The sequence below is a fragment of the Microbacterium immunditiarum genome, from assembly GCF_013409785.1.
In the GTDB taxonomy this organism is placed as follows: Bacteria; Actinomycetota; Actinomycetes; order Actinomycetales; family Microbacteriaceae; genus Microbacterium; species Microbacterium immunditiarum.
The window spans coordinates 3,617,333-3,643,494 of the sequence record NZ_JACCBV010000001.1 but is presented as its reverse complement, the minus strand read 5'-3'; the positions used below and the strand labels follow the sequence as shown (position 1 = coordinate 3,643,494).

The window sequence follows — 26,162 nt, the reverse complement described above, 5'->3', positions numbered from 1 at the left end:
GCGGTATCCGCCCGTCATTCGGGCGATCTCGGCGCCTGTTCGCCGCCGAGCGGGGGCTACCAGTGCCGCAGGATCTCGTCCACCTCGGGGTGCTCCTCGTCCGGGAGGGCGAGCAGCACCGCCTCGGCCAGCGACATCTCCTCGCCGGCGGCCTCGCCGCGAGCGACGGCCTCCGGCTCGCGGCCGCGCAGGATCTCCAGGTGCGGCGTGTGCACCGTGAACGCCTCGACGTCGAACACGCCGATCCGATGCCGCACCGAGCTCGCCGCGACCGCGAGGGCAGCCGCCCGCCACGCGTCGCCGCGCGCGGCGGCCACAGCGCACACGCCCTCGAGCCCGTACGCGACGCCCTCGTCGTAGTGCAGCCGCAGCGACAGCAGGAGAGTCTCGAGGAACTCCGGCTCGGCGAGGTCGATCTCGCCCCGCACGAAGTTCAGCCGTGCGCGCAGGTTGCCCGCCACCGACGTCGTGAACAGGTCGCCGCCCGCACGGGCGACCTCGCTCGCGCGGTCGAAGTGCGCGAGCGCGTCGTCGATCGAGCCGCGGACCCAGCACAGCCGCCCGAGCGACACCTCCGAGATCGCCTCCGCCCAGCCGTTGCCGAGGTCGTGCAGCCGCTGCACCGCATCGAGCAGCTCGGCCTCGGCCCGCTCGACGTCGATGTCGGACAGCTGCACGCGCGCGGTGCCGCGCGCCGCGAGGGCCATGGCCGCGGCATCCGCGTCGCCCGCCTCGGCGAACAGCCGCACGCACTCGCCGAGCCCCGCGACGACCTGATCGCTCGGGCGCTGCCACATCTCGCCCCACAGGGCGAAGAACCATGCGACGGCGCGCGTGTGCTGCGAGATGGGCTGCGGCTTGTCGAGGAGCTCGAGCATCCACACGCGCACCTCGCCGAAGAACCCGGCGATCCACCAGTAGATGAGGAGGGACCACGCGAAGTCTCCGGCATCGTCGAGCCGGTCGGTGTAGACGAGGTGGCGCACCGCCGCGCGCAGGTTCGGCAGCTCGAGGCCGAGCCGGGCGACGGCGTCCGCCTGCTCCTCGCCGCGCAGTCCCGGCGCGACGCGCTTGACGAACGCGCTGTAGTAGTCCGCGTGGGCCGCGCGCATGCGGCCGGCCTCGCCGCGCTCCTTGAGGCGCCCGAGCGCGTACTCGCGCACGATCGCGAGGAGCGACAGCGCAGCCCGGCCGCCGACCTCGGTCTGCTTCACGAGCGACGCGTCCACGAGCGACGCGATCCCGTCGATCGTGTTGCCCTCCCACGAGCGTCCCGCGCCGAGCGCCTCGACCGCGTCCAGCGAGAACACGCGCGCGAACACGCCGAGGTCCTCGAGCAGCTCGCGATCGCGGTCGGGGAGCAGGCTCACGCTCCACTCGATCGTCGCGCGCATCGTCTGGTGCCGCTCCGGCATGTCGCGAACGCCCGCCGTGAGGAGGGGGAGCCGCTGCTCGAGGCGCTGCGCGATGCCGCGCGGGGTCAACAGGCGCATCTTCGCCGCGGCGAGCTCGATCGCCAGCGGCAGCCCTTCGAGGCGGCGGCAGATGTCGGCGACGTCCGCGGCGTTGTCCGCGGTGATCTCGAACCCCGGCTTCACCGCCTGCGCGCGGTCGACGAAGAGGGACACCGCGCTCGTGCGCGTCGACGGATCGAGGCTCGCCGCCCGCCCCTCGTCGGGCGTGCGCAGCCCCTGCACCTCGTACACGCGCTCGCCGCGGATACGCAGGATGGTGCGGCTGGTCACGAGGAAGCTCGCGAGCGGCGCGACCGTGTACAGCCGCACGAGCGCGGGCGCGACGTCGATGATCTGCTCGAAGTTGTCGAGGACGAGCAGCACCTTGCGCCCGTCGAGAGCGCGCGAGATGCGCTCCTCGAGCGACGCCTCGCCGTTGTCGCGGATGCCGAGGACGTACCCGATCGTCGGCAGCAGCAGCGCCGACTCGAGCACGCCCTCGAGCGGCACGAAGTACGTGCCGTCGGGGAAGAGGTCCTCGGTCGACCGCGCGACCTCGATCGCGAGCCGGCTCTTGCCGATGCCGCCCGGCCCGATGAGGCTCACGACGCGGTCGGTGCCGCGCGCGAGCAGCTCGCGCACTCCGGCGATGTCGCGCTCGCGGCCGATCGTCGTCGTATAGGGGACAGGCACGCGCGACGCGAGGGATGAGGAATCCGGCGCCGGGGGCTCGGGCTCGGCGCGCGACTCGTCGAAGCGCTCGGCCAGCAAGGTCGCGAGGTCGGCCGCGATCTGGTCCTCGAGCTCCGAGGCGTCGCGGAAGGGTAGGTACGCGGCGGTGTCGTCGTCGCGGATGCGCGCGATGAGCTCCTCGAGCCGCGCGTCGCGCCCGTCCGACACCCGCACGTAGATGAGCTTCGGCATGTTCCTCGGGGCGAGGTCGTACTCGTCCTCCAGGCCCGAAACCGTCTCCTCGGGGGCGACCCAGCCGTAGCTGTCGCCGTAGATGCCGATGAAGATGTCGCTCTGCGCGAGGTAGGAGCGGTAGAGGCTGCGCGGCGGATGCGGCCGCGCCCCCAGCTCGAACATCACCGGTGCCAGGCGCATCCGCTCGATCGCCGCGCGCGCCGCCCTGCGCTCGTCGGCGAGCTCGCGCAGCGTGGAGCTCACGAACACGCGGATCCTCTGGTCGGGCGTTCGGATGCGCGGATGCTCGCGCTCGCCGGTCACCACGCCTCGGCCAATCGCCGCATCTCGACCTCGGCGTCGGGCAGCGCGAGGGCGATCGCCTCGGCGAGGCTCATGTCGCGCCCGGCGCGCTCGCCCGCCGCGACCGCGTCGGGGTCGGCGGCGCGCGCGGCCTCGAGCGGCTGGAGGTGAATGGCCAGCCCCGCGATGTCGTAGATGCCCGTCTCCTGCCGGATCGTGGCCGCCGCGGCCGCGAGCGCGCCCGCGCGCCACGTCTCGCCGCGGCTCGCGGCGATCGCGCACATGCCCTCGATGCCGTACGTGGCGCCCTCCACGAAGCGGAGCTGGATCGCCAGGCGCAGCGTCAGCAGGAACTCCTCCTCGCATTCCTCGACGATGCCCAGGAGGAAGCGGAGTCGTGCGCGGTTGTTGCCCGCCACGATGCGCGTGAACGCGTCGTCGGCCGCCTCGGCGATCTCCACAGCTCGGTCGAAGTGCGCCAGAGCCGCCGGGATGTCCTGCACGACGACGCCGAGCTGACCGAGGGCGACTTCCGCGAGCGACTCCGCCCACCGGTCGCCGAAGCCCTGCAGACGCGCCACGGCGTCGTCGAGCTCGGCCTTGGCCACCGCCGGATCGAGGTCGGGGAACTGCAGCCGCGTCGACGCGCGAGCGGTGAGGGCCATCACCGCGGCATGCTCATCGCCGCTCAGCGTGAACAGCCGGGCGCATTCGCCGAGCCCCGCGACGACCTCGACGCCCGGGGTCTGCCACATCTCCGCCCAGATCGTGAAGAACGTCACGATCGCCTGAGTGCGGACGGTCGTCGGCCGTCCCGTGCGCTGCAGCTCGATCATCCACAGGCGCACATCGGCGAAGTACCCCGAGATCCACCAGTAGACGAGCAGGTCCCACGCGAAGTCGGCGGCGTCGTCGACGCGTCCGGCGTGCACGAGGTGACGCGCCGCCACGCGCAGGTTGGGCACCTCGAGCCCGAGCTCGGTGACGGCGTCGACCTGCCCCTGGCCCCGCAGCCTGGGCGCGATGTCCTTCACGAGGGCGAGGTAGTGGTCGGCGTGCGCGAGCTTCAGCTCGTCGGCATCGCCGCGCTCCTCGAGCGCCTCCAGCGCGTACTCGCGCACGATCGTGAGCAGCGAGAAGACGGACCGGCCGTCCTGATCGGCCTGGCGCACGAGGCTCGCATCGATGAGGGCCGCGAGCGTCTCGATGGCGTGGCCGCCCCAGGGCCTCGCGGATCCGACCGCTTCGACCGCGTCGAGCGAGAAGCGCGCGCCGAACACACCGAGGTCCTCGAGCATCTCGCGCTGCTCCGCGGTGAGCAGCCCCACGCTCCAGTCGATCGTGGCGCGCATCGTGCGATGCCTGTCGGGCAGGTCGCGCATGGGCGCCGACAGCAGGGGGAGTGCGCGTCCCAGCCGCGCCGCGATGTCGGCGGGCGGCAGCAGGCGCACCTTCGCGGCGGCGAGCTCGATCGCCAGCGGCAGTCCGTCGAGGCGACGGCAGATCTCGATGATGTCCGCGGCGTTGGCCTCCGTCAGCTCGAACTCGGGCTTGACGGCCGCCGCGCGCTCGGCGAACAGCACGCACGCGGCCGACTCCTGCGCCTGCGCGAGGGTGGGCGGGGCATCCGCCGGCGGCAGGCCAAGAGTGTCGACGTCGAACACGCGCTCGCCGCGGATGCGCAGGATGGTGCGGCTCGTCACGAGGAAGCACGCGTTCGGCGCGAGCGTGTACAGCCGCACCAGCACGGGGGCCTCGTCGACGATCTGCTCGAAGTTGTCGAGCACGATGAGGACGCGCCGGTCATCGAGGGACTGCGCGATGCGCTCGTCGAGGGAGTCGGCGCCCGTGTCGCGGATGCCGAGCACGTACGCGATCGTCGGCAGCAGCAGCCCTGGCTCGAGCACCCCCTCGAGCGGCACGAAGTAGACGCCGTCGGGGAAGAGGTCGGCGTTCGCGTGCGCGGCGACGATCGCCAGACGGCTCTTGCCGATGCCGCCCGGTCCGATGAGGCTCACGACGCGGTGCCGGCCGCCGGCGAGGAGCGCCCGGATCTCGGCGAGCTCGCCATCGCGTCCGATCGTCGTCGTGTAGGGCGCGGGAACGCGGGCGGCCAGATCCGGCTCGGCGGGGGCCGGGGCATCCGCCCTCGACTCGTCGAATCGCTCGGCGAGCAGCGTCGCGAGGTCCGCGGACACGCGCTCGCCCAGCTCTTCGGCGGTGGAGAAGTGGAGGTACGCGGCGGTGTCGTCGGCCTGGACGCGCGCGATGAGCTGCTCGAGTCTCTCGTCCCGCGCGGGCACGTCCTTGATGTAGATGAGCTTCGGCATCGAGCGCGGTGCGAGGTTGTACTCGTCCTCCAGGCCCGACACCTCCTCTTCCGGCGCCACCCAGCCGTAGCTCGCACCGTAGATCCCGACGAACACGTCGCTCTGCTCGAGATACGAGCGGTACAGGCTGCGCGGCGGATGCGGCCGCGCCCCCAGCTCGAACATCACCGGCGCCAGGCGCATCCGCTCGATCGCCTCGCGCACTGCGTGACGCTCCCCCGCGAGTTCACGCAACGTCGAACTAACGAACACCCGGATCCGCTGATCGGGCGTACGGATCACGGGGTGCTCCACCCCAGTCATGTGCACATCATCCCCCCGACAAGGTCGCGACGCCATCATTCGCGCGAATGCGATGCCACTGCGGATGCCGTCCGCGGCGCTTATACCGCAGCATCCGGAACTTTTCAAGAATGCGAGTGGACACGCCGCGCCCAGCGGCGTATAGTGGGTAGTTGCGCTCTTGGATTCCCCCTGCCCTCATATGGTGGTCGGCTGTGCCTGTGCGCCCCCTACGCGAACGCTGTTCCCGTGTAGGAGTGCGTCGCGCGGGCTTCGGGGACCGGAGCACTTCACTCACGACAAGGAAACGAGCCCTCGCCCGGGCCCACGGAGGTAATCCCCTTGGCTGCTGCGCGCAACGCATCCAACCCCACCACCACCACCCCCAAGAACGGCCGCGGAGCATCCCGCCTCTCGTTCGCCAAGATCTCCGACACGCTGACGGTCCCTGACCTGCTCGCCCTGCAGACCGAGTCCTTCGACTGGCTCGTCGGCAACGAGGCATGGAAGGCGCGCGTTGCCGAGGCCAAGGCCGTCGGTCGCACCGACGTGCCCGAGGTCAGCGGCCTCGAGGAGATCTTCGAGGAGATCTCGCCGATCGAAGACCTGAGCGAGACGATGCAGCTCTCGTTCACGAACCCGTACCTCGAGCCCGAGAAGTACTCCATCGAGGAGTGCAAGGAGCGCGGCAAGACCTACGCCGCGCCCCTGTACGTCGAGGCCGAGTTCATGAACCACCAGACCGGTGAGATCAAGACCCAGACAGTCTTCATGGGCGACTTCCCGCTCCAGACCGACAAGGGCACGTTCATCATCAACGGCACCGAGCGCGTCGTCGTCTCGCAGCTCGTGCGCTCGCCCGGCGTCTACTTCGACAAGACGCCCGACAAGACCTCCGACAAGGACATCGTCTCGGCGCGCATCATCCCGAGCCGCGGCGCGTGGCTCGAGTTCGAGATCGACAAGCGCGACCAGGTCGGCGTCCGCATCGACCGCAAGCGCAAGCAGTCCGTGACCGTCTTCCTCAAGGCGCTGGGTCTGACCAGCGAGCAGATCATGGAGGAGTTCGCGGGCTTCGAGTCGATCGAGGAGACGCTCTCGAAGGACACGATCCTCACCAAGGAGGACGCGCTCCGCGACATCTACCGCAAGCTCCGTCCGGGCGAGCAGGTGGCCGCCGAGGCCGCGCGCGCGCTGCTGGACAACTTCTACTTCAACCCGAAGCGCTACGACCTCGCCAAGGTGGGTCGCTACAAGATCAACCAGAAGCTCGGCCTGAGCGCCGAGCTGACGGCGTCGGTGCTGACGGTCGACGACATCGTCGCGACGATCAAGTACCTCGTGCGCCTGCACCGCGGCGACGAGACCTTCGAGGGCGACCGCAACGGCAAGCTCACGGAGATCCGCCTCGACATCGACGACATCGACAACTTCGGCAACCGTCGCATCCGCGCCGTGGGCGAGCTCATCCAGAACCAGGTCCGCACCGGCCTGTCGCGCATGGAGCGCGTCGTCCGCGAGCGCATGACCACGCAGGACATCGAGGCGATCACGCCGCAGACCCTGATCAACGTGCGCCCCGTCGTGGCGGCGATCAAGGAGTTCTTCGGCACGTCGCAGCTGTCGCAGTTCATGGACCAGAACAACCCGCTCGCGGGCCTGACCCACAAGCGCCGCCTGTCGGCGCTGGGCCCCGGCGGTCTGTCGCGTGAGCGCGCCGGCGTCGAGGTCCGCGACGTCCACCCGTCGCACTACGGCCGCATGTGCCCGATCGAGACGCCGGAAGGCCCGAACATCGGCCTCATCGGCTCGCTCGCATCGTTCGCGCGCATCAACGCGTTCGGCTTCATCGAGACGCCGTACCGCAAGGTCGTCAGCGGCAAGGTCACCGACCAGATCGACTACCTCACCGCGTCTGAGGAGGACGACTACATCGTCGCCCAGGCCAACGCGCGCCTGAAGGCCGACGGTCACTTCGCCGACGACCGCGTGCTCGCCCGCAAGAAGGGCGGCGAGGTCGACCTGTTCCCGGCCGAGGAGATCGGCTACATGGACGTCTCGCCGCGCCAGATGGTGTCGGTGGCGACCTCGCTCATCCCGTTCCTCGAGCACGACGACGCGAACCGCGCGCTCATGGGCGCGAACATGCAGCGTCAGGCCGTTCCGCTCCTCCGCTCGGAGGCCCCGGTCGTGGGCACCGGCATGGAGGGCTACGCGGCCGTCGACGCGGGTGACGTCGTCATCGCGGAGCGCCCGGGCGTCGTGGTCGAGGTCTCGGCCGACGTCGTGACGGTCCAGCTCGACGAGGGCGGCACGCAGGACTACTACCTGCGCAAGTTCGACCGCTCGAACCAGGGCACGTCGTACAACCAGCGCGTCGTCGTCTCGGCGGGCGACCGCGTCGAGGCCGGCGAGGTCATCGCCGACGGCCCGGCGACCGAGAACGGCGAGCTCGCGCTCGGCAAGAACCTCCTCGTCGCGTTCATGACGTGGGAGGGCCACAACTTCGAGGACGCGATCATCCTCAGCCAGAACCTCGTGAAGGACGACACCCTCTCCTCGATCCACATCGAGGAGTACGAGGTCGACGCCCGTGACACGAAGCTCGGCAAGGAGGAGATCACGCGCGACCTCCCCAACGTGAGCCCCGACCTGCTGAAGGACCTCGACGAGCGCGGCATCATCCGCATCGGCGCCGAGGTGCGCCCCGGCGACATCCTCGTCGGAAAGGTCACGCCGAAGGGCGAGACCGAGCTGTCGGCGGAGGAGCGCCTGCTCCGCGCGATCTTCAACGAGAAGAGCCGCGAGGTGCGCGACACGTCGCTCAAGGTCCCGCACGGCGAGGCCGGCACGATCATCGCGGTGAAGGAGTTCAACGCCGAGGAGGGCGACGACGAGCTCGGCTCGGGCGTCAACCGCCGCGTCGTGGTCTACATCGCCCAGAAGCGCAAGATCACCGAGGGCGACAAGCTCGCGGGCCGCCACGGCAACAAGGGTGTCATCGCGAAGATCCTCCCCGTCGAGGACATGCCGTTCCTCGCGGACGGCACGCCGGTCGACGTGATCCTGAACCCGCTCGGCATCCCCGGCCGCATGAACTTCGGCCAGGTGCTCGAGACCCACCTCGGGTGGATCGCGAAGCAGGGCTGGAAGGTCGAGGGCGAGCCCGAGTGGGCCGTGCGCCTGCCCGAGGGCGCCCGCGAGGCCGCTCCCGGCACCAAGGTCGCGACCCCGGTGTTCGACGGCGCGTCCGAGGACGAGATCGTCGGCCTCCTCGACTCGACGAACCCGACCCGCGACGGTGAGCGTCTCATCGACTCGTCGGGCAAGACCGTCCTGTTCGACGGTCGCTCGGGCGAGCCGTTCCCGGCTCCGATCTCGGTCGGCTACATGTACATCCTGAAGCTGCACCACCTGGTCGACGACAAGATCCACGCGCGTTCGACCGGTCCGTACTCGATGATCACGCAGCAGCCGCTGGGTGGTAAGGCGCAGTTCGGCGGTCAGCGCTTCGGCGAGATGGAGGTGTGGGCACTCGAGGCCTACGGCGCGGCGTACGCGCTCCAGGAGCTCCTCACGATCAAGTCCGACGACATCCTCGGCCGCGTCAAGGTGTACGAGGCGATCGTCAAGGGCGAGAACATCCAGGAGCCCGGCATCCCCGAGTCGTTCAAGGTGCTCATGAAGGAGATGCAGTCGCTCTGCCTGAACGTCGAGGTGCTCTCGGCGGACGGCACGGCGGTCAACCTCCGCGACACCGACGACGACGCCTTCCGTGCGGCCGAAGAGCTCGGCATCAACATCTCCACCCGGTTCGAGTCCTCGTCGATCGACGAGATCTGACGCTTCGGCAAGCTCAGCGACCGGTTACCAAGAAGAATTCCGACACAGGAGAATCAGTGCTCGACGCAACAACTTTCGATGAGCTTCGCATCGGCCTGGCCACCGCCGACGACATCCGTCGGTGGTCGTATGGTGAGGTCAAGAAGCCCGAGACCATCAATTACCGCACGCTGAAGCCGGAGAAGGACGGCCTCTTCGGCGAGCAGATCTTCGGACCCTCCCGTGACTGGGAGTGTGCGTGCGGCAAGTACAAGCGCGTCCGCTTCAAGGGCATCGTGTGCGAGCGCTGCGGCGTGGAGGTCACCAAGTCCTCCGTCCGCCGCGAGCGCATGGGCCACATCGAGCTCGCCGCGCCCGTCACCCACATCTGGTACTTCAAGGGCGTCCCGTCGCGCCTCGGGTACCTGCTCGACATGGCGCCGAAGGACCTCGAGAAGGTCATCTACTTCGCCGCCTACATGGTGATCTCCGTCGACGACGACGCGCGTCACCGCGACCTCGCGACGCAGGAGAGCAACATCCGCCTCGAGATCAAGACGCTCGGCGACCGCCGTGACGCCAAGATCGCGACCCGCCTCCAGAAGCTGGAGGAGGAGCTCGCCGCGCTCGAGGAGGAGGGTGCCAAGGCCGACCAGAAGAAGAAGGCCAAGGACGCCGCCGAGAAGGACATGGCGCAGTACCGCAAGAGCGCGGACGACCAGATCGCCAAGCTCGAGCGCGTGTGGGAGGACTTCCGCACGCTCGAGGTCGGCCAGCTCAAGGGCGAGGACGAGATCTTCCACGAGCTGCAGGACCGCTTCGGCCAGTACTTCGAGGCGTACATGGGCGCCGAGTCGATCAAGCGTCGCCTCGAGTCGTTCGATCTGCAGGGCGAGGCCGACAGCCTCCACCAGCAGATCGCCGAGGGCAAGGGCCAGCGCAAGATCCGCGCCATCAAGCGGCTCAAGGTCGTCAACTCATTCCTCTCGACGGGCATGAGCCCCGCCTCGATGGTGCTCGACGTCGTGCCGGTGATCCCGCCGGAGCTGCGTCCGATGGTCCAGCTCGACGGCGGCCGGTTCGCCACGAGCGACCTGAACGACCTGTACCGTCGCGTGATCAACCGCAACAACCGCCTCCGTCGCCTGATCGACCTCGGTGCGCCCGAGATCATCGTCAACAACGAGAAGCGGATGCTGCAGGAGGCCGTCGACGCGCTGTTCGACAACGGCCGCCGCGGCCGCCCCGTCACGGGCACCGGCAACCGCGCGCTCAAGTCGCTGTCCGACATGCTCAAGGGCAAGCAGGGCCGGTTCCGCCAGAACCTGCTCGGCAAGCGCGTGGACTACTCGGGCCGTTCGGTCATCGTCGTGGGTCCGCAGCTCAAGCTGCACCAGTGCGGCCTGCCGAAGCAGATGGCGCTCGAGCTGTTCAAGCCGTTCGTCATCAAGCGCCTGATCGACCTCGGTCACTCGCAGAACATCAAGGCGGCCAAGCGCGCCGTCGAGCGCACGCGCCCCGAGGTGTGGGACGTGCTCGAGGAGATCATCCGCGAGCGCCCCGTGCTCCTCAACCGTGCGCCCACGCTGCACCGCCTCGGCATCCAGGCCTTCGAGCCGCAGCTCGTCGAGGGCAAGGCCATCCAGCTGCACCCGCTCGTCTGCGCCGCGTTCAACGCGGACTTCGACGGTGACCAGATGGCCGTGCACCTGCCGCTGTCGGTCGAGGCGCAGGCCGAGGCGCGCATCCTGATGCTCGCGTCGAACAACATCCTCAAGCCGTCGGACGGCCGCCCGGTGACCCTGCCCTCGCAGGACATGATCATCGGTCTGCACCACCTGACGACGATCAAGGAGGGCGCTGAGGGCGAGGGCCGCGTGTTCGGCTCGGTCGCCGAGGCGATCCTGGCGCGCGACGAGGGCACCCTCGACCTGCAGGCCAAGGTCCGCATCCGCATCCCGGGTCTCACGTTCCTCGAGGGCGAGGCCCCCGAGGGCTACGGGGACGACCTCGACGGTGACGGGACCGTCGTGAAGAAGGGCCACGGTCTCGTGGACGCCTCGCTGGGCCAGGCGATCTTCAACGACACGCTCCCCAAGGGCTACCCGTTCGTGCGCGAGCAGGCCGACAAGGGCAAGCTGTCGCAGATCGTGAACAAGCTCGCCGAGGAGTACCCGAAGGTGGAGGTCGCCGCGACGCTCGACCGCATCAAGGACGCCGGCTTCTACTGGGCCACGCGTTCGGGTGTGACGGTCGCGCTCAGCGACATCCTCACTCCGCCGAACAAGCAGGAGATCGTCGCGCAGTACGAGAAGCAGGCCGCGAAGGTCCAGGCTCAGTTCGAGAAGGGTCTCACGACCGACGCCGAGCGTCGTCAGGAGCTCATCAAGATCTGGACCGAGGCGACTGACGAGGTCCAGAAGGCGATGCGCGAGAACTTCCCTGCGGACAACACCATCAACCGCATGGTGTCGTCGGGTGCTCGAGGCAACTGGCTGCAGATCCGCAACATCGCGGGTATGCGAGGCCTGGTGAACAACCCGAAGGGTGAGATCATCCCGCGTCCGATCATCTCCTCGTACCGCGAGGGTCTGTCGGTGGCGGAGTACTTCATCGCGACGCACGGTGCCCGCAAGGGTCTGGCCGACACGGCCCTCCGCACGGCCGACTCGGGCTACCTCACGCGTCGTCTCGTGGACGTCTCGCAGGATGTCATCATCCGCGAGGACGACTGCGGCACGACGAAGGGCCTCGAGCTGCCGATCGCCGCTCCGTCGTTCGACGGCACGCTCGTGAAGGACGCGAACGTCGAGAACTCGGTGTTCGCCCGCACGCTCGCCGCGGATGTGGTCGACGCTCAGGGCACGGTGCTCGCGGAGGCCGGCCAGGATGTCGGCGACCAGCTCATCGACCGCCTCGTCGAGGCCGGCATCGAGACCATCAAGGTCCGCTCGGTGCTGACCTGCGACTCGGCCGTCGGCGTCTGCGCCCGCTGCTACGGCCGTTCGCTCGCGACCGGCAAGATGGTCGACATCGGCGAAGCCGTGGGCATCATCGCGGCGCAGTCGATCGGCGAGCCCGGCACGCAGCTGACGATGCGCACGTTCCACACCGGTGGTTCGGCATCGGCGGATGACATCACGCAGGGTCTGCCCCGCGTGCAGGAGCTCTTCGAGGCCCGCACCCCGAAGGGCGCCTCCCCGATCGCCGAGGCCGACGGCCGCATCACGATCGAGGAGACCGACCGTTCGAAGAAGGTCATCCTGACGCCCGACAACGGCGACGAGCCGCACGTCTACCCGGTGCTCAAGCGCGCGACGCTGCTGGTCGAGGACGGCCAGCACGTCACAGTGGGCCAGCCGCTGCAGGTCGGCACGCTCGACCCCAAGGAGGTCATGCGCGTGCAGGGTGCCCGCGAGGTGCAGAAGTACCTCGTGAACGGCGTCCAGGGCGTGTACCGCTCGCAGGGTGTGCCGATCCACGACAAGCACATCGAGGTCATCGTGCGCCAGATGCTGCGCAAGGTCACCGTCGTCGACCACGGCGACACGACCCTGCTCCCCGGTGAGCTGGTGGACTTCAAGCGCTACCAGCTGATCAACCGCGAGGCCGTGGCCGAGGGCAAGCGCCCCGCGTCGGGTCGTCCGGAGCTGATGGGCATCACGAAGGCGTCGCTCGCGACGGAGTCGTGGCTGTCGGCCGCTTCCTTCCAGGAGACCACCCGCGTCCTCACGCAGGCGGCCATGGAGGGCAAGAGCGACCCGCTCGTCGGGCTCAAGGAGAATGTCATCATCGGAAAGCTCATCCCCGCCGGCACGGGACTTGCGAAGTACCGCAACGTCATCGTGGAGGCGACGGAAGAGGCCAAGAGCGAGCGGTACCCCAACCGCATCTTCGCCTCGGACGGCGCGTTCAGCGACGCCGACCTGAGCTACGTCGACTTCGACAGCTTCTCGACGGACGACTTCTCGGGCAACTACAACTGACCCGACAACGTCTGAAAGAGGAAGGCCCCCGGCGCGATACCGGGGGCCTTCCTCTTTTCATTTTCCGGATGCTGCGACCGCGGCATCCGAGCCGTCAGCGCTCAGCCCCGAGGCCGACGCCCTGGTCCTGGTCACCGCTCGATGAAGTGACGCGCTCCTTGACGTGCTCGGTCGTGTCTCGCGCCTCCGTCTTGACGTGGTCGGCGGCGTCCACGGCCTCGGACTTCACCTGTTCGAACGCCTCGCGAGCGGGCTCCTGGAGTCCGGACGCAACCTCCTTCGCGGCATCCGTCGCCGAGTCGACGATCGGCTGCGCCGATTCGCGCAGCGACCGGGCCATCCGGCGCTCCGCGGCCGACGGCGGGGCGAGCGACGCCGCGAGCCAGCCGAGTCCGAGGGCGACGAGTCCGACCGCGATGGGCGCGCCCTGTGCGGCGCCTGCGGCGCGCTTGGGCAGCTCGCGCACCCCTTCCGCCGCGCTCTCGGCGACATCGGATGTCGCGTTTCCCACGTCTTCGGCTACACCCATGATGCGGTGCCTGACGTCTTCGAAGGCGCGCCGCATGCGGGACTTCTGGCGTTCGACGATCTTGCCGGGCGTGACCTTGTCGGCCAGCGCGTCGACGTCGCGCCCGAGCTCTTCTCGGGTCACCTCGATGTCGGCGCGGATCTGCTCGGGGCTGGTGGAAGTGCTGGGGGTGCTCATGATCTGTTCTCCTCGTTCCTCTTGAGCGCGTCCGGGATCTCCTTGACCGTCTCGACGGTCCGCGGGGCGCCGCGCACCGAGCGCAGCCGGCTCATGCCGACGGCGTACAGCACAGCGGCGATCGCCGCCCAGATGACGGCCACGATGACCGCCGACCATCCTTCGCCGACGAGCGCGGCCAGGGCCTGCCACAGGGCGATCGACAGGAACAGGAGCGTCATGGCCGCCCCGTACGCCGCCGCCGCCATGAGGCCCGAGCCGACCCCGGCTCGCTTGGCCGACTCGGTGAGCTCGGCCTTCGCGAGCTCGAGCTCCTGGCGCATCAGCACGGACATGTCCCGCGTGACCTCGCCGACGAGCTCGCCGAGCGACGTGTTCGCGGCCTTCTCCTGCGATGGCGTGGGCATGTCGGTCATCGTCGTACCTCGCCGCTGCGCGACCACTCGTCCTGCGCGGACTCGCCTTCGGTCAAGAGGCCTTGCGCCCCGTCGCGCCCATCGGTGCCGTGTCCGCTGCCGGTCTCGGCTGCGAGGGCATCTGCGATGGGCGTGTCACCGGCCGCGGTCGCCGCGCCCGAGGGCGCCGCGGCCCGGCCGGCCTCACTCGTGCCCACGCCGCTCGCGGCTCCGGTCGAACCGGGACCCATCGCGCCGACGGCCGCGCCGGTCGCCATGGGGTGGCCCGCCGATCCACCGCCCGCGGCGGGTGTGGACCGCGCGGACGTCCGGCTCGATGACGACCCGTCGCCGTTCGACATGAGCGCGCGCGTCAGCCTGCCGGCGACGACGCCCACTCCGACGGCGATCAGCAGGAACGCGCCGGTGTGGCGCCGCGCGAAGCCGCGCACCTCGTGGACGAGGTCGCCGGGCTCGCGCTGGTCGAGCCACGACGCCGCGTCGCGGGTCTTCTGCCCGACGGTGCGGACGATGCCCGTCGCGACGTTGTCCGACTCGGTGGACTGCGCCATCCCGACGAGCTGGTCGCCCGTCGTGCGCAGCGAGCCCGCCGCGCGCCGCTGCTGGTGCGACGCCTGCTCGGTCAGCTGGTGGCGCGTCTCGTCGAAGAACCCCCGCGCGGCCGTCTTCGCCTTGTGCGCGACGTTTCCGAGCTCGTCCCCGGCGACGCCGACGACGTGCTTCGCTCCCGCGTCGACCTCGCCCGCCGCCTCGGCGGCCCGTTCCTTGAGCTCTTCCTTCTTCGAATCGGTTCCCGCGGTTGCGCCCGCTTCGTATGCAGACATGCTGGTCCTCCACTCTCTTCGGCGGATGGGGGTCCCGGGAGCGAGTGCGCTCCGTCGGCTCCGCCGTGGCGAACCACCGTCCCCCACGCAGGCGAATCGCACAGAGGGGGTCGCTTCCGCGAGAAGCGCGAGGTATCCTCTGCGACCCGCCGGATGAGCCTGCCCGAGTCCTGCGCGCCGTGCCGGGGCATCCGCCATCGCGTCTTAGCGTGGAGGTCGCGGAGGGATCCATGGCGCGGACCGGCGGTCGGAATCTGTGGATCGCGGTGCCTGCTGGGCTGCTGTGCGCCGCGGTCGTCGTCGCACTCGCCTATCTGGCGCTGCCGATGATTCCGGTCAGCGTCGCATGGGCGGGGGAGGTCCTTCGCTCGGCGAGCACACCGAAGGATCCGGGCGACGCGCCGCCGCCCATCACTCAGGCCGAGCGGCCCGACTGCCGCGATCTCTACCCCGACGATCTGTGGGCCGAGCTCGTGTGGTCTCGCGACACCCTGCTCGCGCAGTCGATCGCCGTGCCCGACACGATGCCGCCGACGCTCGTCGAGGCGCTCACGCCCACCGTGCTCGTGACATGCACGTGGCGCGGCGGCGACGGGCGGCAGCTCGTCACGGCGCTCGCGCGCGTCCCCGATCAGATGACGCCCGTCGCCGAGGCGGCGCTGCGCGCCGAGGGGTTCCTGTGCCGCACCGTGGTCGGCGGCACGCTCATCTGCCGGCAGCCGTCGGGCGACGACGATCTCGTGCAGCAGGTGCTGCGGGACGGCGTGTGGCTCTCGATCGCCGAGCGCGGGTGGCACCCGCTCCGCTTCGCCGACCGTGTGGTCGCGCACGTGTGGGAGTGACGGCCGTCAGCCCCACAGCGCCGCGATGATCGCGTCGGTGTAGCCGGAGGGCGCGAGGTTCGAGTACCGCGTGTCGATGAGGACGTCGTCACGCCAGAACAGCGTGCGCCCGTCGGTGACGGGGTACTGCTCGTTCTGCCACGTCTTCTCGCAGCGCGTGCCCTGGTCGGGCGTGTAGCACGTGAAGTCCTCTTGGTCCGCGAGCTCGTTGAGCAGGTCGAGCGCCGGCCCGCGCGACAGATAGCTGATCGTCGTGACGAGACTCGTCGTGTCGGCACCGGGGTCGCCCCACACGCAGATGAGGCTCCCATCGGGCTGCGGGCCGGACGGACCGAACGCCTCGTCGTTGAGGGGCACGCCCTCGAGCTGCTCGAGCACCGAGGCGCTCAGGATCGCGCGGCAGTCCTCGGGGATCGGCGGGGTCGCATCGGCGGTCGACGTGGGCGACGGCTCGGGCGAGCCGGACTCGGCCGGCGACGAGGTCTCGCTCGACGTCGGAGAGGGCGCGGGTCCCGCGGAGTCATCCGGCGCGCAGCCGGCGAGCGCGAGGACGAGCAGGACGGATGCCGCGGCCACCGCCGCCGTGCCACGTCGATGCGACATGCGGTCACGATAGCCCCGGCGCCCGCCCTCCGACGCGCGACGCCCGGGCGAACCGCCGGAACGGGAGCGGGCCGCCGGTGAAACGCCGCGTGTCTTCGGCACGCCTCCGCGACCGCCCGGATGCGGAGCGCTACTCTGCACCGTGCGGGGAACCGCCCCGCGTGAGGAGTCGATCCCGGATGAGTGACCCCACGAACCGCCCCGGCGAGCCCGCCGACGAGCCGCGTGACGTCAACGGCGTCGTCGGCAGTGCGAACGAGAGCCTGGCCGAGGCCGACGCCGCCGGGCGCGACGCGGTGGGGGAGCCCACGCCCGGCGAGCCCGTGACGACGGACGCCGAGCCGGTCGTCGTCGAGCAGGAGCCCGTCGTCGTCGAGCAGGAGCCCGTAGTGGCCGAGCAGGAGCCTGTGGCCGAGACGGCTGCCGCGGATGCCGACGCCACGACTGCTTACGACACGACGACTGCCGACGCCGGAGACACCACGATGCACGATGCCCCCACCACCGCCTACGACGAGTACACGCGCTCGGACGACGCCCCTGTCGTGACCTCGAGCGAGCCCGTCGTCGCGACCGGTGCCGCGGCCGGAGCCGCGGCCGCGGCGCCCCAGCCGATCTTCGTGCAGGCGCCCGAGCCGCCGCGCCCTCGCGGCAACCGTGCGGCCGCGGGCGCGATCGGCCTCATCGCCGCGCTCGCGTTCGCCGTGCTGTACCTCGCGGCGTGGCTCGGTTTCGGCGCGCTCGCGGGCGACGTGACGATCGACAATGTGGGCGAGACCGCGCTCGAGGCGCTCGGCACGTGGTCGCTGTGGGTGCCGGTCATCGTGTTCTTCATCGCGTTCTGGCTGCTCGGGGCGATCATCAACCGCGGGCGCTGGGGCGCGTGGGTGATCATGGGCCTGCTCGTCGGCCTCGCCGCGTACGGCGGCCACCTGCTCGGTCAGCTCTTCCAGGCGCCGTTCTGGATGCTGACCGCGACCGAGGGGGCCGAGCTCGTCGAGGGCCAGCTGCTGGCGCCGCTCGCGATCGCCGCCTTCGTGTTCGGTCGTGAGCTCACGATCTGGTTCGGTGCGTGGGCCGCCGCACGCGGCAAGCGCGTGACCGAGCTGAACGACGCCGCCACGTACGAGTACGAGCGCACGCTCGAGGCGGGTCCGACGATCGTCCGTCAGTGATGGACGACGGGCAGCCTCCGACTCCACCCCCGCCGCCGGGCGGTCCCGTCCGCAAGCCGGTCGCGCTCGCGTTCGCGACCGTCGCGTTCATCGCCCTTGAGATCGCGGGCCTCGGCATGGCGAGCCTGCTCCTCGACGAGGACGTGGTCGCGTCATCCGGTCTCGGCCCCTGGCCGGCCATCGCGAGCACCGGCCTCGCGACGATCGTGTTCGGCGCCGGGCTCGCGCTCGCGTTGCGGCCCGACCCGCCGTCGTACTGGAGCGCGGCGTGGATCGCGCTCGCGACCGCGCTCGCCTACGTCGGCGGGGCATGGTTCGGGTGCCTGTTCGCGGGCGCCGACCTCGCGGTCGCGGGATCGGTCGCCGGGCGGATCGCGACGAGCTGGTTCGGCGTCGTGGTGCTCGCGGCGGCGGCCGTGTCGGCGTGGGGCGGCATCGCGCTCACGCGCACGAGGGCGCGTCGTCCGCTGTGGCCGTGGGAGGACGACGAGGACAGGTGACCGGGATTCGGCCGTTGACCTCGCGATCTTCGTGCACGCCGTCCGGCGAGGTCGGGATACCGTAGGACCATGGAGCGGTCGCTCGAGACCCGCGTGAGCCAGGCTGTCGACGCCTGGCTCAAGTGGCTGCCGCGCTGGGAGCCGGCGACGCACCGCGGTCGCGTCGCCCCGTGCCGGCGCTGCTTCGGGTCTCCTGTGCTGTCGGCCGCGGGCCTCGGCGCCGATGTGCCGCACGGCGTGCAGCACGGGCTCTCGACCCGCATCAAGACGATCGTCGACCATGCCGTCGCCGAGTACACGGCGCGCAACCTCCCGATGCTGCAGGCCGAGCTCGATCAGCAGGCGGCGCGCAACCGCGCGCGCAGCTACCGTCCGACCGAGGGTCTCGAGCCCGAGTTCGAGGGGCTGCCGCTGGATCCCGAGCCCGCCCCGGGGGCGCCGTTCCTGTTCACGATCGCCGGGCTGGCCGAAGAGGCGGATGCCGACGTGCCGGCGCTCCCGCCGCTGAGCGAAGACGCCAAGGCGGCGCTGCGGCAGGAGGTCGGACTCGCCGACGACTACGCGAACATGATCGGGCGCGAGGTGTGCACGATCCTGCTGCACCACCGCCTGCGGATCCAGGCCGCGATCACGCGGTACGTCGAGCCGCAGATCGAGGCGATGCTGCAGGAGCTCACGCAGTCCCTCGACGTGCCGTTCGACCCGCTCGACGGTTCGCAGGACTGACGCTCGACGACACGAGCGCGGGCCGGAGGCTCCTGTGGACAGTCGCCTGCGCTCTCATGCGCCTTTGTTAGCATGACGGGGCCGACGCGGATGCGTGAACGAGGGGCGTTGGGGACCCTCGGCTCCGTCCAGCAGGGAGGATCGTGGCGACCAGACTCCCCTCAGCGCCGCCCATTCTGCCGGGGCTGTCCTACATCCGGCCGCTCGGGTCGGGTGGCTTCGCCGATGTCTTCCTCTACGAGCAGGACATGCCCCGTCGTGACGTGGCGGTGAAGGTGCTGCCCAGCGACGTGCGTGACCCCGACCTGCTGCGCATGTTCAACGCCGAGGCCGACGTCCTCGCGCACCTGTCGGCGCATCCGTCGATCGTCACCGTGTACCAGGCGGGCATCTCCGCCGACGGCCGTCCGTACATCGTGATGGAGTACTGCCCGGGCTCGCTCGCGCAGCGATACCGCATCGAGCGGATCCCCGTCGACGAGGTGCTGCGCATCGGCGTGAAGATGGCGTGCGCGCTCGAGTCCGCGCACCGCGCGGGACTCGTCCACCGCGACGTCAAGCCGAGCAACATCCTCGTCACGACGTTCGGAGCCCCCGTCCTCGCCGACTTCGGAATCTCGTCGTCGCTCGCGCGGCAGACCGCCGACGAGGTGCTCGCGATGTCGATCCCGTGGAGCGCGCCCGAGGTGATCGCCGAGCAGACGGCCGGCTCGATCCCGAGCGAGGTGTGGAGTCTCGGTGCGACCGTCTACTCGCTGCTGGCGGGGCACAGCCCGTTCGAGCGACGCGAGCGCGGCCAGAACAGCAAGGAGCAGCTGCGCCGCCGCATCGCCCGCGCCACCTACACTCCGATCGCGCGCGCCGACGTGCCGCCCGCCCTGCAGGAGGTGCTCGCGGCCGCGATGTCGCGCGACGTGCGGCAGCGGCATCCGTCCGCGTTCGCCTTCGCCGAGGCGCTGCGCCGCGTTCAGGCGTCCATGGGTCTCACGCCCACGCCGCTCGAGGTGCCCTCCGACGAGTGGATGCCCGTCTCCGACGAGGTGGACTTCACGGATGCCACGCCCCGCGGCCCCGTGCGCAGCAAGGTCGAGCACGAGAGCGCCCGCAAGCAGCCCGTCGCCGTCGGCGTGGCGGCGCTCGCGCGTGACGAGGAGACGGACTTCGCCGAGCCGGCCGCGTCGAACGGGGTCTCCCGACGCGCGGCCGTGTGGATCGTCGCCGGAGTCGTCGCGGCGGCGGTCGCGGCATCCTCCGCTGTCGTCTACTTCGTGCTGACCGGAGCCTCGTGATGCGCCGGAGCACAGCGATCGGGCTCGCGTCGGCCACGGCCGTCGCGGCGCTCGTCGTGGGCATCGGCATCGTGTGGCCGGGTCTCGACGCGCAGGAGACGCCTCCCGTCGACACGTCGGTGTGGGCTCTGCAGACGGCCGACGGTCGCCGGTACGCGCGCGTGAACACGGCCGTCGGCGAGCTCGACACCGTGCGCGCCGTCAGCAATCCGAGCGATGTGGTGCAGACGGGCGACCGCGCCTACATCTTCTCCGACAGCTACAGCAAGGTCACGCCGATCGATCCCGTCCTGCCCGCCGACCTCGGCGAGGACGCGCTGCGGGCGTCGCCGCCGACGCCTCCGGGCACGGTCGAGGTCTCCACCGCCGGGGACTTCGTCGCGTACATGACCGACTCCGGCGTCGTGCACGTCGGGCGCCTCTCGACCGGCGAGACGAAAGAGCTCGACCCCTACCCGTCCGAGGACGAGGACGCTCCGCAGTACACCTCCGACGCGCTCGCCGTCGACGAACGCGGCCGGCTCTACTCGTACTCGTCGGCCGACGGCGCGGTGCTGCGGTACGACATCCCGGCCTCCGAGGTGCGGGGGCGTGACGAGCTCGACGTGGATGGGCTGGCCGAGCCGATGATCTCGGCGGCGGGGAACCGGTGGGTCGTCGTCGACGCGGCCGACGGCGACGTGTGGGTGCGCGATGTCGATGGCGCGTTCGAGGCGCCCGTGTCGGATGCGGCGGTGATCAGCGTGCCGCAGGAGGACGGAGACGCCGTGTACGTCGCCGACGACGCCGTGCTCGTGCGGGTTCCGGTCGACGGCTCCGATCCCGTCGTCGTGCCCGGCACGGGCGGTGCGGGGCTCGGCACGCCCGCGCGGCCGGTCGCGCGCGACGGCATCGTGTACGCCGCGTGGCTCCCGCAGGGCGAGGGGCCGGGAACGCTGTGGAACTCCGAGACGGGGGCGTTCGAGCAGCTCGACTACGGCGGCCAGGCGCTCGTCGACGAGGGGCGCCCCGTGTTCATCGTGGGCGGCGACGGAATGATCCTCAACGAGACGCGCACGGGGTGGGTATGGACCATCCCCGACGGACGCCTCGTCGCGTCGAGCCAGGACTGGAGCCTCGACGACAAGATCGAACCGGATGCGGTCGAGAGCGAGGTCGAAGTCCCCGTGGTGATCGACCCGCGTCCGCCGGTGGCGGAGCCGGATGCCTTCGGCGTGCGTGCGGGCGGGCTCACGACGCTGCCCGTGCTGTTGAACGACCACGACCCCAACGGCGACGTGCTCAGCATCGACCCGGCGTCGGTGGCGGGGCTCGATCCCGCGTTCGGCACCGTGTCGATCACCGACGATGGGCAGCGGATCACCGTGCGCACGGAGCCCGGCGCGTCGGGGACGGCGGCCTTCTCGTACGCCGTCACCGACGGGACGGTCGAGGGCGGGCTTCCGTCTGACGCCGCCGTGGTCACTCTGACGGTCAGCTCGGCCGACTCCGCACCCGTGTGGTGCGGCGTCGAGGGATGCCTCGCGGAGTGGCCGGAGCCGCAGGTCGGGCGAGGGGGCACCGTCACGGTTCCCGTCCTGCCGGGATGGGTCGACCCCGAGGGCGATCCGCTTCTGCTGCTCGACGTGAAGAACGTGTCGGGTGGGGGCACCGTCGCGGCGACTCCCGACGGCGACGTCGTCTACCAGCACAGCGAGGACGGCTCGGGCGGCACCGACACGGTGGAGCTCGACGTCACGGTCTCCGACACGACGGGGCGCATGGCCACGAAGACGCTGGTGGTCGAGGTCAGCCCCGAACCCGAGCTCCGTGTCCAGTCGTTCGCGGTGATCGACTCGATCGGGTCCGCGATCACGGTCGACGTCGCGCCGCACGTGACCGGCACCGCGGGCACGCTGTCACTCGAGTCCGTGCGCGTGCTCGACGATGCGGCCGCGACGGCGACGATGGTGCGCGGCGCGACCGAGTTCGACTTCGCGGCGACGGAGCCCGGCACGTACCGCGTGGGCTTCACCGTGACGGATGGCAAGAACGACGACACGGGCACCGCCCGGATCACGGTGCTCCCGTCCGACGCTCCGCCGCAGCTGGCGACCGCGCCCGTCGTCGCGTTCGTGCACCCGCAGCAGGACGCGACGCTCGACGTGTTCGTCGCGGTCGAGAACCCCACACGGCGAGTGCTGCTGCTGTCCGACGTCGTCGCCACCGCGGACCCGGGCGCCTCGCTGTCGGTCGACGTCGTGGGCCAGAACTTCCTGCGCGTCTCCGGCACCACCGCGACGAGCGAGGCGGGGCGGCTCGGCACGATCACCTACACCGTGAGTGACGGCACCACCGACCGTGGAGCGAGCGTTCAGGGCGAGGCGACCGTGTATCTGCTCCCTGTCGCCCCCGAGCTCGCGCCGATCGCCGTCAACGACTCGCTCGTCGTGCGCGCCGGCGCGCAGATCGACATCCCGGTGCTCGAGAACGACACCGCCCCCGCAGGCGGCCGGCCCATCCTGAATCCCGCGTCGATCGACTCGTCGACGCCCGACGCGCTCGCGTTCGCGTCGGGCGACACGCTGCGGTACCTCGCGCCGGAGGAGCCAGGGCAATACCGCGTGGAGTACTCGGTCTACACATCTGGCGCTCCCGCGCTCGTCGACTCGGCGGTCGTGCGCATCGACGTGCTGCCCTACGACGAGAACCGTGCGCCGCAGCCCGACACGCTCGAGGGCCGCGTCCTGAGCGGCCAGTCGACGGTGATCGAGTTCGACGGGTACGGCATGGACCCGGACGGCGACGTCGTGCAGCTCGACCAGGTCGTGAGGCAGCCCGACCAGGGCGTCGCCACGATCTCGCCGGACGGCGAGTCCCTCATCTACACGAGCGTCGTGGGATTCAGCGGCCAGGTGTCATTCCGCTACCGCGTCGTCGACGCCTTCGGGCAGACCGGCGAGGCGACCGCGCGCGTCGGCGTACTCGACAGTCAGGCGAACCCGAGTCCCGTCACGTTCACCGATTACGTGCAGGTGCAGGTGGGGGCTTCCAGCACGATCCGAGTGAGCCCGCTGTCCAACGACATCGACCCGACGATGGGCGAGCTGTCGATCACCGACGTGCGTCCCGACGTCGCGCCGACGCTCGACGACGGCACCGAGAACCCCGAGTACGAGCGGCTCGAGTCCCGTCTGCGGGAGGTGGACGACACGACCGTCGTGATCTCGGCCGGCAACGTGCCGGGCACGATGGCCTTCCTGTACGACGTCGAGTCGTCGTCGGGCAACACCGGCCGAGGCCTCATCGTCGTGAAGGCCGTTCGCGAGTCCGTCCCCGACTACCCGATCGTGACCGACACGGTGCTGACGGCCGAGTCGCGTGAGGACTTCCCGCGCGGCGTCGACGTGCTCACGGGCAAGGTCTCGTGGCCCTCGGGCGAAGTCGACGACCTCGACCTCGAGCTGTGGGGCGACCCCGACGACGTCGCCGCTCAGGGCCGCCGCATCCGTGGCGAGCTCCCCGAGTCGACCCGCGTGATCCCGTTCTCGGTCACAGGCGAGGGGCAGTCGGGCGAGGTGACGACCTACGGCTTCCTGCGCGTGCCCGGCGAGGACGATCTCGCTCTCGCGCTGCGCGCAGGCATGGGCGCCCGCGACGTGCGCGAGCTCGCGTCGGTCGCCTTCGACATGGCCGACCTCATCGTGCGCCCGCGCGGCGCGGCGGTCGAGGTCGGCGACGGCGTCAAGGCGTCCGGCGCCCGCCAAGGAGCCGCGTGCGCGCGCGAGACGGGCACGACCGTCCGCTACGACGCGGGTGCGGGCGCGCCGTGGGCGGACGCGTGCCAGGTTCCCGTGCGTCTGGCCGGTCAGACGGAGTGGACTTACCTGTCGGTGCCGATCCGCGTCGAGCCGCTCGATCCGCAGCCCGTGCTGCGGGCCGGCTCGATGACGGTCGGGCCGGGCGAGACGGCGACCTTCGACCTGACTGCCATGACGGACTGGCAGCTGCGCCCCGACCCGGATGGCATCGAGTACGCCCTCGACTACCAGGGCGCCGCGTTCGACGTCTCGCTCGACGGCTCGATCGTGACGGTGACCGGTGCGGACCGGGCGCTCCCGGGCACCGAAGAGGCGTCGATCGTGTCTGTCACCAGCCACGCGGGAGTCGAACCCGTCCGGCTCATCCTGCGGGTCGGCGCCGCGCCGTCGACACTGCCGCGCGGCGGGTCCGTCACGCAGCAGTGCACGCAGGCCGCGGGCACTTCGTGCACGATCGACGTCGTCGGGGCGACGGGCGAGGTCAACCCGCTGCCGCGCACCCCGCTGCAGGTCGTGGACGTGAAGCCGACGGGCGCGTGCGTCGGTGTCACCTTCCAGGTGGCATCCGAGACGTCTGTCACAGCGTCGTGGACCGCGGATGCCCCGGGCGCGACGTGCACCGCGGCCTTCTCGGTCGAGGACGCGCAGAACCGCCGCACCAACGCAGAGCGCGATGGGCAGCTGCTCCTCGACCTCCTCGGCTACCCCAAGGCTCCCGCGAGCGTGCGTCAGACGGCGTACGCGAACGGCTCGCTCACGCTGCGGGTCGATCCGGGGGAGTCGGCGCTGGCGTACCCTGCCCTGTCGGGCTTCGTGATCCGGTCCGCGGGGTCGATCGTCGCGCAGTGCGACGTCCAGGGGCTGTGCCCCTCGATCTCCGCGCCGAACGGCGAGCGGCGCGTGTATGAGGCATCCGCGGTCAACGCCGTCGGCGAATCGCTCACGCGCGTGAGCACGGCCGCGTGGGCGTACGACGCGCCGCCCGCGCCCGCATCCGTCAGCGCCCGGCCCGTGGTGACGGGCGGCGAAGGCGGCGTCGTCGCGCTCACGGTCGAGGGCGTCGATGCGACCCAGACGGCGAGCCTCGAGGTCGCGAGCCCCGCGGGCGAGCTCCTGCGCGTGCAGGTCGGGCGCGGCCAGACGACCGTGGAGATTCCGTCTTACCGGGTCGGGTCGAACTCCACGTCTCCCATCACGGTGACGCCGTTCTCGCGATTCGAGCTGCCGCCGGGGCTCGGCGGCACGACCTCCGGGTCCGCCGTGACGGTGTGGGCGAACGGCATCGGCGCGCCGCGCGATCCGGTCCTCACCCTCGCGGCGCAGTCTTCGGGAGACGGCACATCGGTCGTCACCGCCAACGGCTCGGCGGGGCTCAACGGCGACGGATCCACCTTGCGGTTCGGAATCGTGCGCGACGGCCAGCCCTGCACCGCGACGCCCGACGGTGCGAGCGCGGTGTTCGGCGGTCTGCCCGACGGCGAGGAGTACGCCTTCACGCTGTGCGCCGAGTCGTGGTTGGGCGACACCTCGTACGGGCGCATCACGGCGACGGCGTCGGTCCGCGCGGTGCAGACGGGCGCCGCTCCGACCGGGTGGACGTTCGTCGTCGACGGCATCCCCAACGTGGGTGAGAGCCGTGCGGACTGGATCATCCGCTCGACCCCGACCTCGCCCGAGCGCATCCCGAACCGCAACCGTGTCGAGTTCAACCAGGCGATCCCGCCCGCGGTGTTCGACCGCGATCCTGGCCTCCAGGTGCGCTACGTGCACCAGAGCTGGGGCACCGCGACCCCGTGGGCGAACGTCGTGCCCGCCGCGGGCAGCGCACCCTTCCAGCTGCAGGCGACATGGTGGGTCGACTCGTGCGTCGGCGGGAACCAGCTCCAGCCCCGCGGCGATTCGTCGGCGACGCCCGCCGGCAAGGCCGCCATGGCGTTCTCGAACGCCAGGCTGAGATACTTCGACGCGGCAGGCGTGCCTCTCGCGTCGACGCCCGGAGACTGGACGGTGCCTGTGGGCGCGGTGCGCGTCGAGGGCATCGGCGTGAGCGTGGACTGGTCCGCGCAGGGCTGGGGCCTCCAGCCGGCGTCGACGACGTACTCGGCCACGTGCGACCCCAACCTCCCGCCGGGCCCCCCTGGGCCCCCGGGGCCCCCTGGGCCCCCTGGCCCCCCTGAGCCCGCGCCATGAACGACACC

General features: G+C 70.8%; 14 protein-coding genes. 8 read left to right on the top strand and 6 right to left on the bottom strand.

Features of this window, described 5'->3' with window-relative positions; translation table 11 throughout:
- Positions 1 to 56 precede the first annotated feature (56 nt).
- Both BJ991_RS16935 and BJ991_RS16930 read right to left on the bottom strand, forming a co-directional pair.
- Positions 57 to 2,684, bottom strand: coding sequence for a DUF4062 domain-containing protein (locus BJ991_RS16935; protein WP_179491928.1), 2,628 nt, complete (start codon positions 2,682 to 2,684; stop codon positions 57 to 59).
- On the bottom strand, positions 2,681 to 5,296 hold the full coding sequence (locus tag BJ991_RS16930) for a DUF4062 domain-containing protein (RefSeq protein WP_179491926.1): 2,616 nt from the start codon (positions 5,294 to 5,296) through the stop codon (positions 2,681 to 2,683). The genes BJ991_RS16935 and BJ991_RS16930 overlap by 4 nt, the downstream gene beginning before the upstream one ends.
- 321 nt (positions 5,297 to 5,617) lie before the next feature.
- On the opposite strand from BJ991_RS16930, the gene rpoB reads away from it, so the two are divergent.
- Both rpoB and rpoC read left to right on the top strand, forming a co-directional pair.
- Positions 5,618 to 9,118, top strand: coding sequence for a DNA-directed RNA polymerase subunit beta (gene rpoB / locus BJ991_RS16925; RefSeq protein ID WP_179491924.1), 3,501 nt, complete (start codon positions 5,618 to 5,620; stop codon positions 9,116 to 9,118).
- A gap of 56 nt (positions 9,119 to 9,174) precedes the next feature.
- Positions 9,175 to 13,083 carry a DNA-directed RNA polymerase subunit beta' gene (gene rpoC, locus BJ991_RS16920; RefSeq protein WP_179491922.1) on the top strand — a complete coding sequence of 1,303 codons (3,909 nt, stop codon included), beginning with the start codon at positions 9,175 to 9,177 and terminating at the stop codon, positions 13,081 to 13,083.
- Between the two features lie 94 nt (positions 13,084 to 13,177).
- On the opposite strand, the gene BJ991_RS16915 is transcribed toward rpoC, so the two are convergent.
- From BJ991_RS16915 to BJ991_RS16905, 3 genes are read right to left on the bottom strand one after another with little or no spacing between them, the layout of a single operon-like run.
- On the bottom strand, positions 13,178 to 13,789 hold the full coding sequence (locus BJ991_RS16915) for a DUF3618 domain-containing protein (protein WP_179491919.1): 612 nt from the start codon (positions 13,787 to 13,789) through the stop codon (positions 13,178 to 13,180).
- Positions 13,786 to 14,205, bottom strand: coding sequence for a phage holin family protein (locus BJ991_RS16910; protein ID WP_179491917.1), 420 nt, complete (start codon positions 14,203 to 14,205; stop codon positions 13,786 to 13,788). The genes BJ991_RS16915 and BJ991_RS16910 overlap by 4 nt, the downstream gene beginning before the upstream one ends.
- Positions 14,202 to 15,029, bottom strand: a complete 828-nt coding sequence (locus BJ991_RS16905) for a hypothetical protein (RefSeq protein WP_179491915.1) — start codon at positions 15,027 to 15,029, stop codon at positions 14,202 to 14,204. Before BJ991_RS16905 ends, BJ991_RS16910 begins: the two co-directional genes overlap by 4 nt.
- Before the next feature lie 230 nt (positions 15,030 to 15,259).
- Between BJ991_RS16905 and BJ991_RS16900 the strand changes: the two genes are divergently transcribed.
- Positions 15,260 to 15,871 (top strand): hypothetical protein, encoded by a 612-nt coding sequence (locus BJ991_RS16900; RefSeq protein WP_179491912.1) that lies wholly within the window; start codon positions 15,260 to 15,262, stop codon positions 15,869 to 15,871.
- Between the two features lie 6 nt (positions 15,872 to 15,877).
- Here the strand turns inward: BJ991_RS16900 and BJ991_RS16895 are convergent, their stop codons facing one another.
- Complete coding sequence (locus tag BJ991_RS16895) at positions 15,878 to 16,474, bottom strand: hypothetical protein (RefSeq protein WP_179491911.1); 597 nt, start codon at positions 16,472 to 16,474, stop codon at positions 15,878 to 15,880.
- Positions 16,475 to 16,653: 179 nt separating this feature from the next.
- On the opposite strand from BJ991_RS16895, the gene BJ991_RS16890 reads away from it, so the two are divergent.
- The 5 genes from BJ991_RS16890 (at position 16,654) to BJ991_RS16870 (ending at position 26,154) form a co-directional block, all read left to right on the top strand.
- A complete protein-coding gene (locus BJ991_RS16890) occupies positions 16,654 to 17,649 on the top strand; it encodes an ABC transporter (protein ID WP_179491909.1) in 996 nt (331 codons plus the stop codon).
- The gene (locus BJ991_RS16885; RefSeq protein WP_179491907.1) at positions 17,649 to 18,149 is read left to right on the top strand and encodes a hypothetical protein; all 501 of its coding nucleotides are present in this window, start codon (positions 17,649 to 17,651) and stop codon (positions 18,147 to 18,149) included. Before BJ991_RS16890 ends, BJ991_RS16885 begins: the two co-directional genes overlap by 1 nt.
- Before the next feature lie 69 nt (positions 18,150 to 18,218).
- Positions 18,219 to 18,875, top strand: a complete 657-nt coding sequence (locus BJ991_RS16880; protein ID WP_179491904.1) for a spermidine/putrescine ABC transporter substrate-binding protein — start codon at positions 18,219 to 18,221, stop codon at positions 18,873 to 18,875.
- A gap of 143 nt (positions 18,876 to 19,018) precedes the next feature.
- Positions 19,019 to 20,164, top strand: a complete 1,146-nt coding sequence (locus BJ991_RS16875; RefSeq protein WP_179491902.1) for a protein kinase domain-containing protein — start codon at positions 19,019 to 19,021, stop codon at positions 20,162 to 20,164.
- Entirely contained in the window at positions 20,164 to 26,154 is a 5,991-nt protein-coding gene (locus BJ991_RS16870) for an Ig-like domain-containing protein (RefSeq protein ID WP_179491900.1), read from the top strand. Before BJ991_RS16875 ends, BJ991_RS16870 begins: the two co-directional genes overlap by 1 nt.
- Positions 26,155 to 26,162 lie beyond the last annotated feature (8 nt).

Bases quoted from the DNA above. Each gene is read 5' to 3' on its own strand.
- BJ991_RS16910 (WP_179491917.1), bottom strand. From the start codon at position 14,205: ATGACCGACATGCCCACGCCATCGCAGGAGAAGGCCGCGAACACGTCG.
- BJ991_RS16915 (WP_179491919.1), bottom strand. From the start codon at position 13,789: ATGAGCACCCCCAGCACTTCCACCAGCCCCGAGCAGATCCGCGCCGAC.
- BJ991_RS16870 (WP_179491900.1), top strand. From the start codon at position 20,164: ATGCGCCGGAGCACAGCGATCGGGCTCGCGTCGGCCACGGCCGTCGCG.
- BJ991_RS16930 (WP_179491926.1), bottom strand. From the start codon at position 5,296: ATGACTGGGGTGGAGCACCCCGTGATCCGTACGCCCGATCAGCGGATC.
- BJ991_RS16905 (WP_179491915.1), bottom strand. From the start codon at position 15,029: ATGTCTGCATACGAAGCGGGCGCAACCGCGGGAACCGATTCGAAGAAG.
- BJ991_RS16895 (WP_179491911.1), bottom strand. From the start codon at position 16,474: ATGTCGCATCGACGTGGCACGGCGGCGGTGGCCGCGGCATCCGTCCTG.
- BJ991_RS16885 (WP_179491907.1), top strand. From the start codon at position 17,649: ATGGACGACGGGCAGCCTCCGACTCCACCCCCGCCGCCGGGCGGTCCC.
- BJ991_RS16890 (WP_179491909.1), top strand. From the start codon at position 16,654: ATGAGTGACCCCACGAACCGCCCCGGCGAGCCCGCCGACGAGCCGCGT.
- BJ991_RS16900 (WP_179491912.1), top strand. From the start codon at position 15,260: ATGGCGCGGACCGGCGGTCGGAATCTGTGGATCGCGGTGCCTGCTGGG.
- BJ991_RS16880 (WP_179491904.1), top strand. From the start codon at position 18,219: ATGGAGCGGTCGCTCGAGACCCGCGTGAGCCAGGCTGTCGACGCCTGG.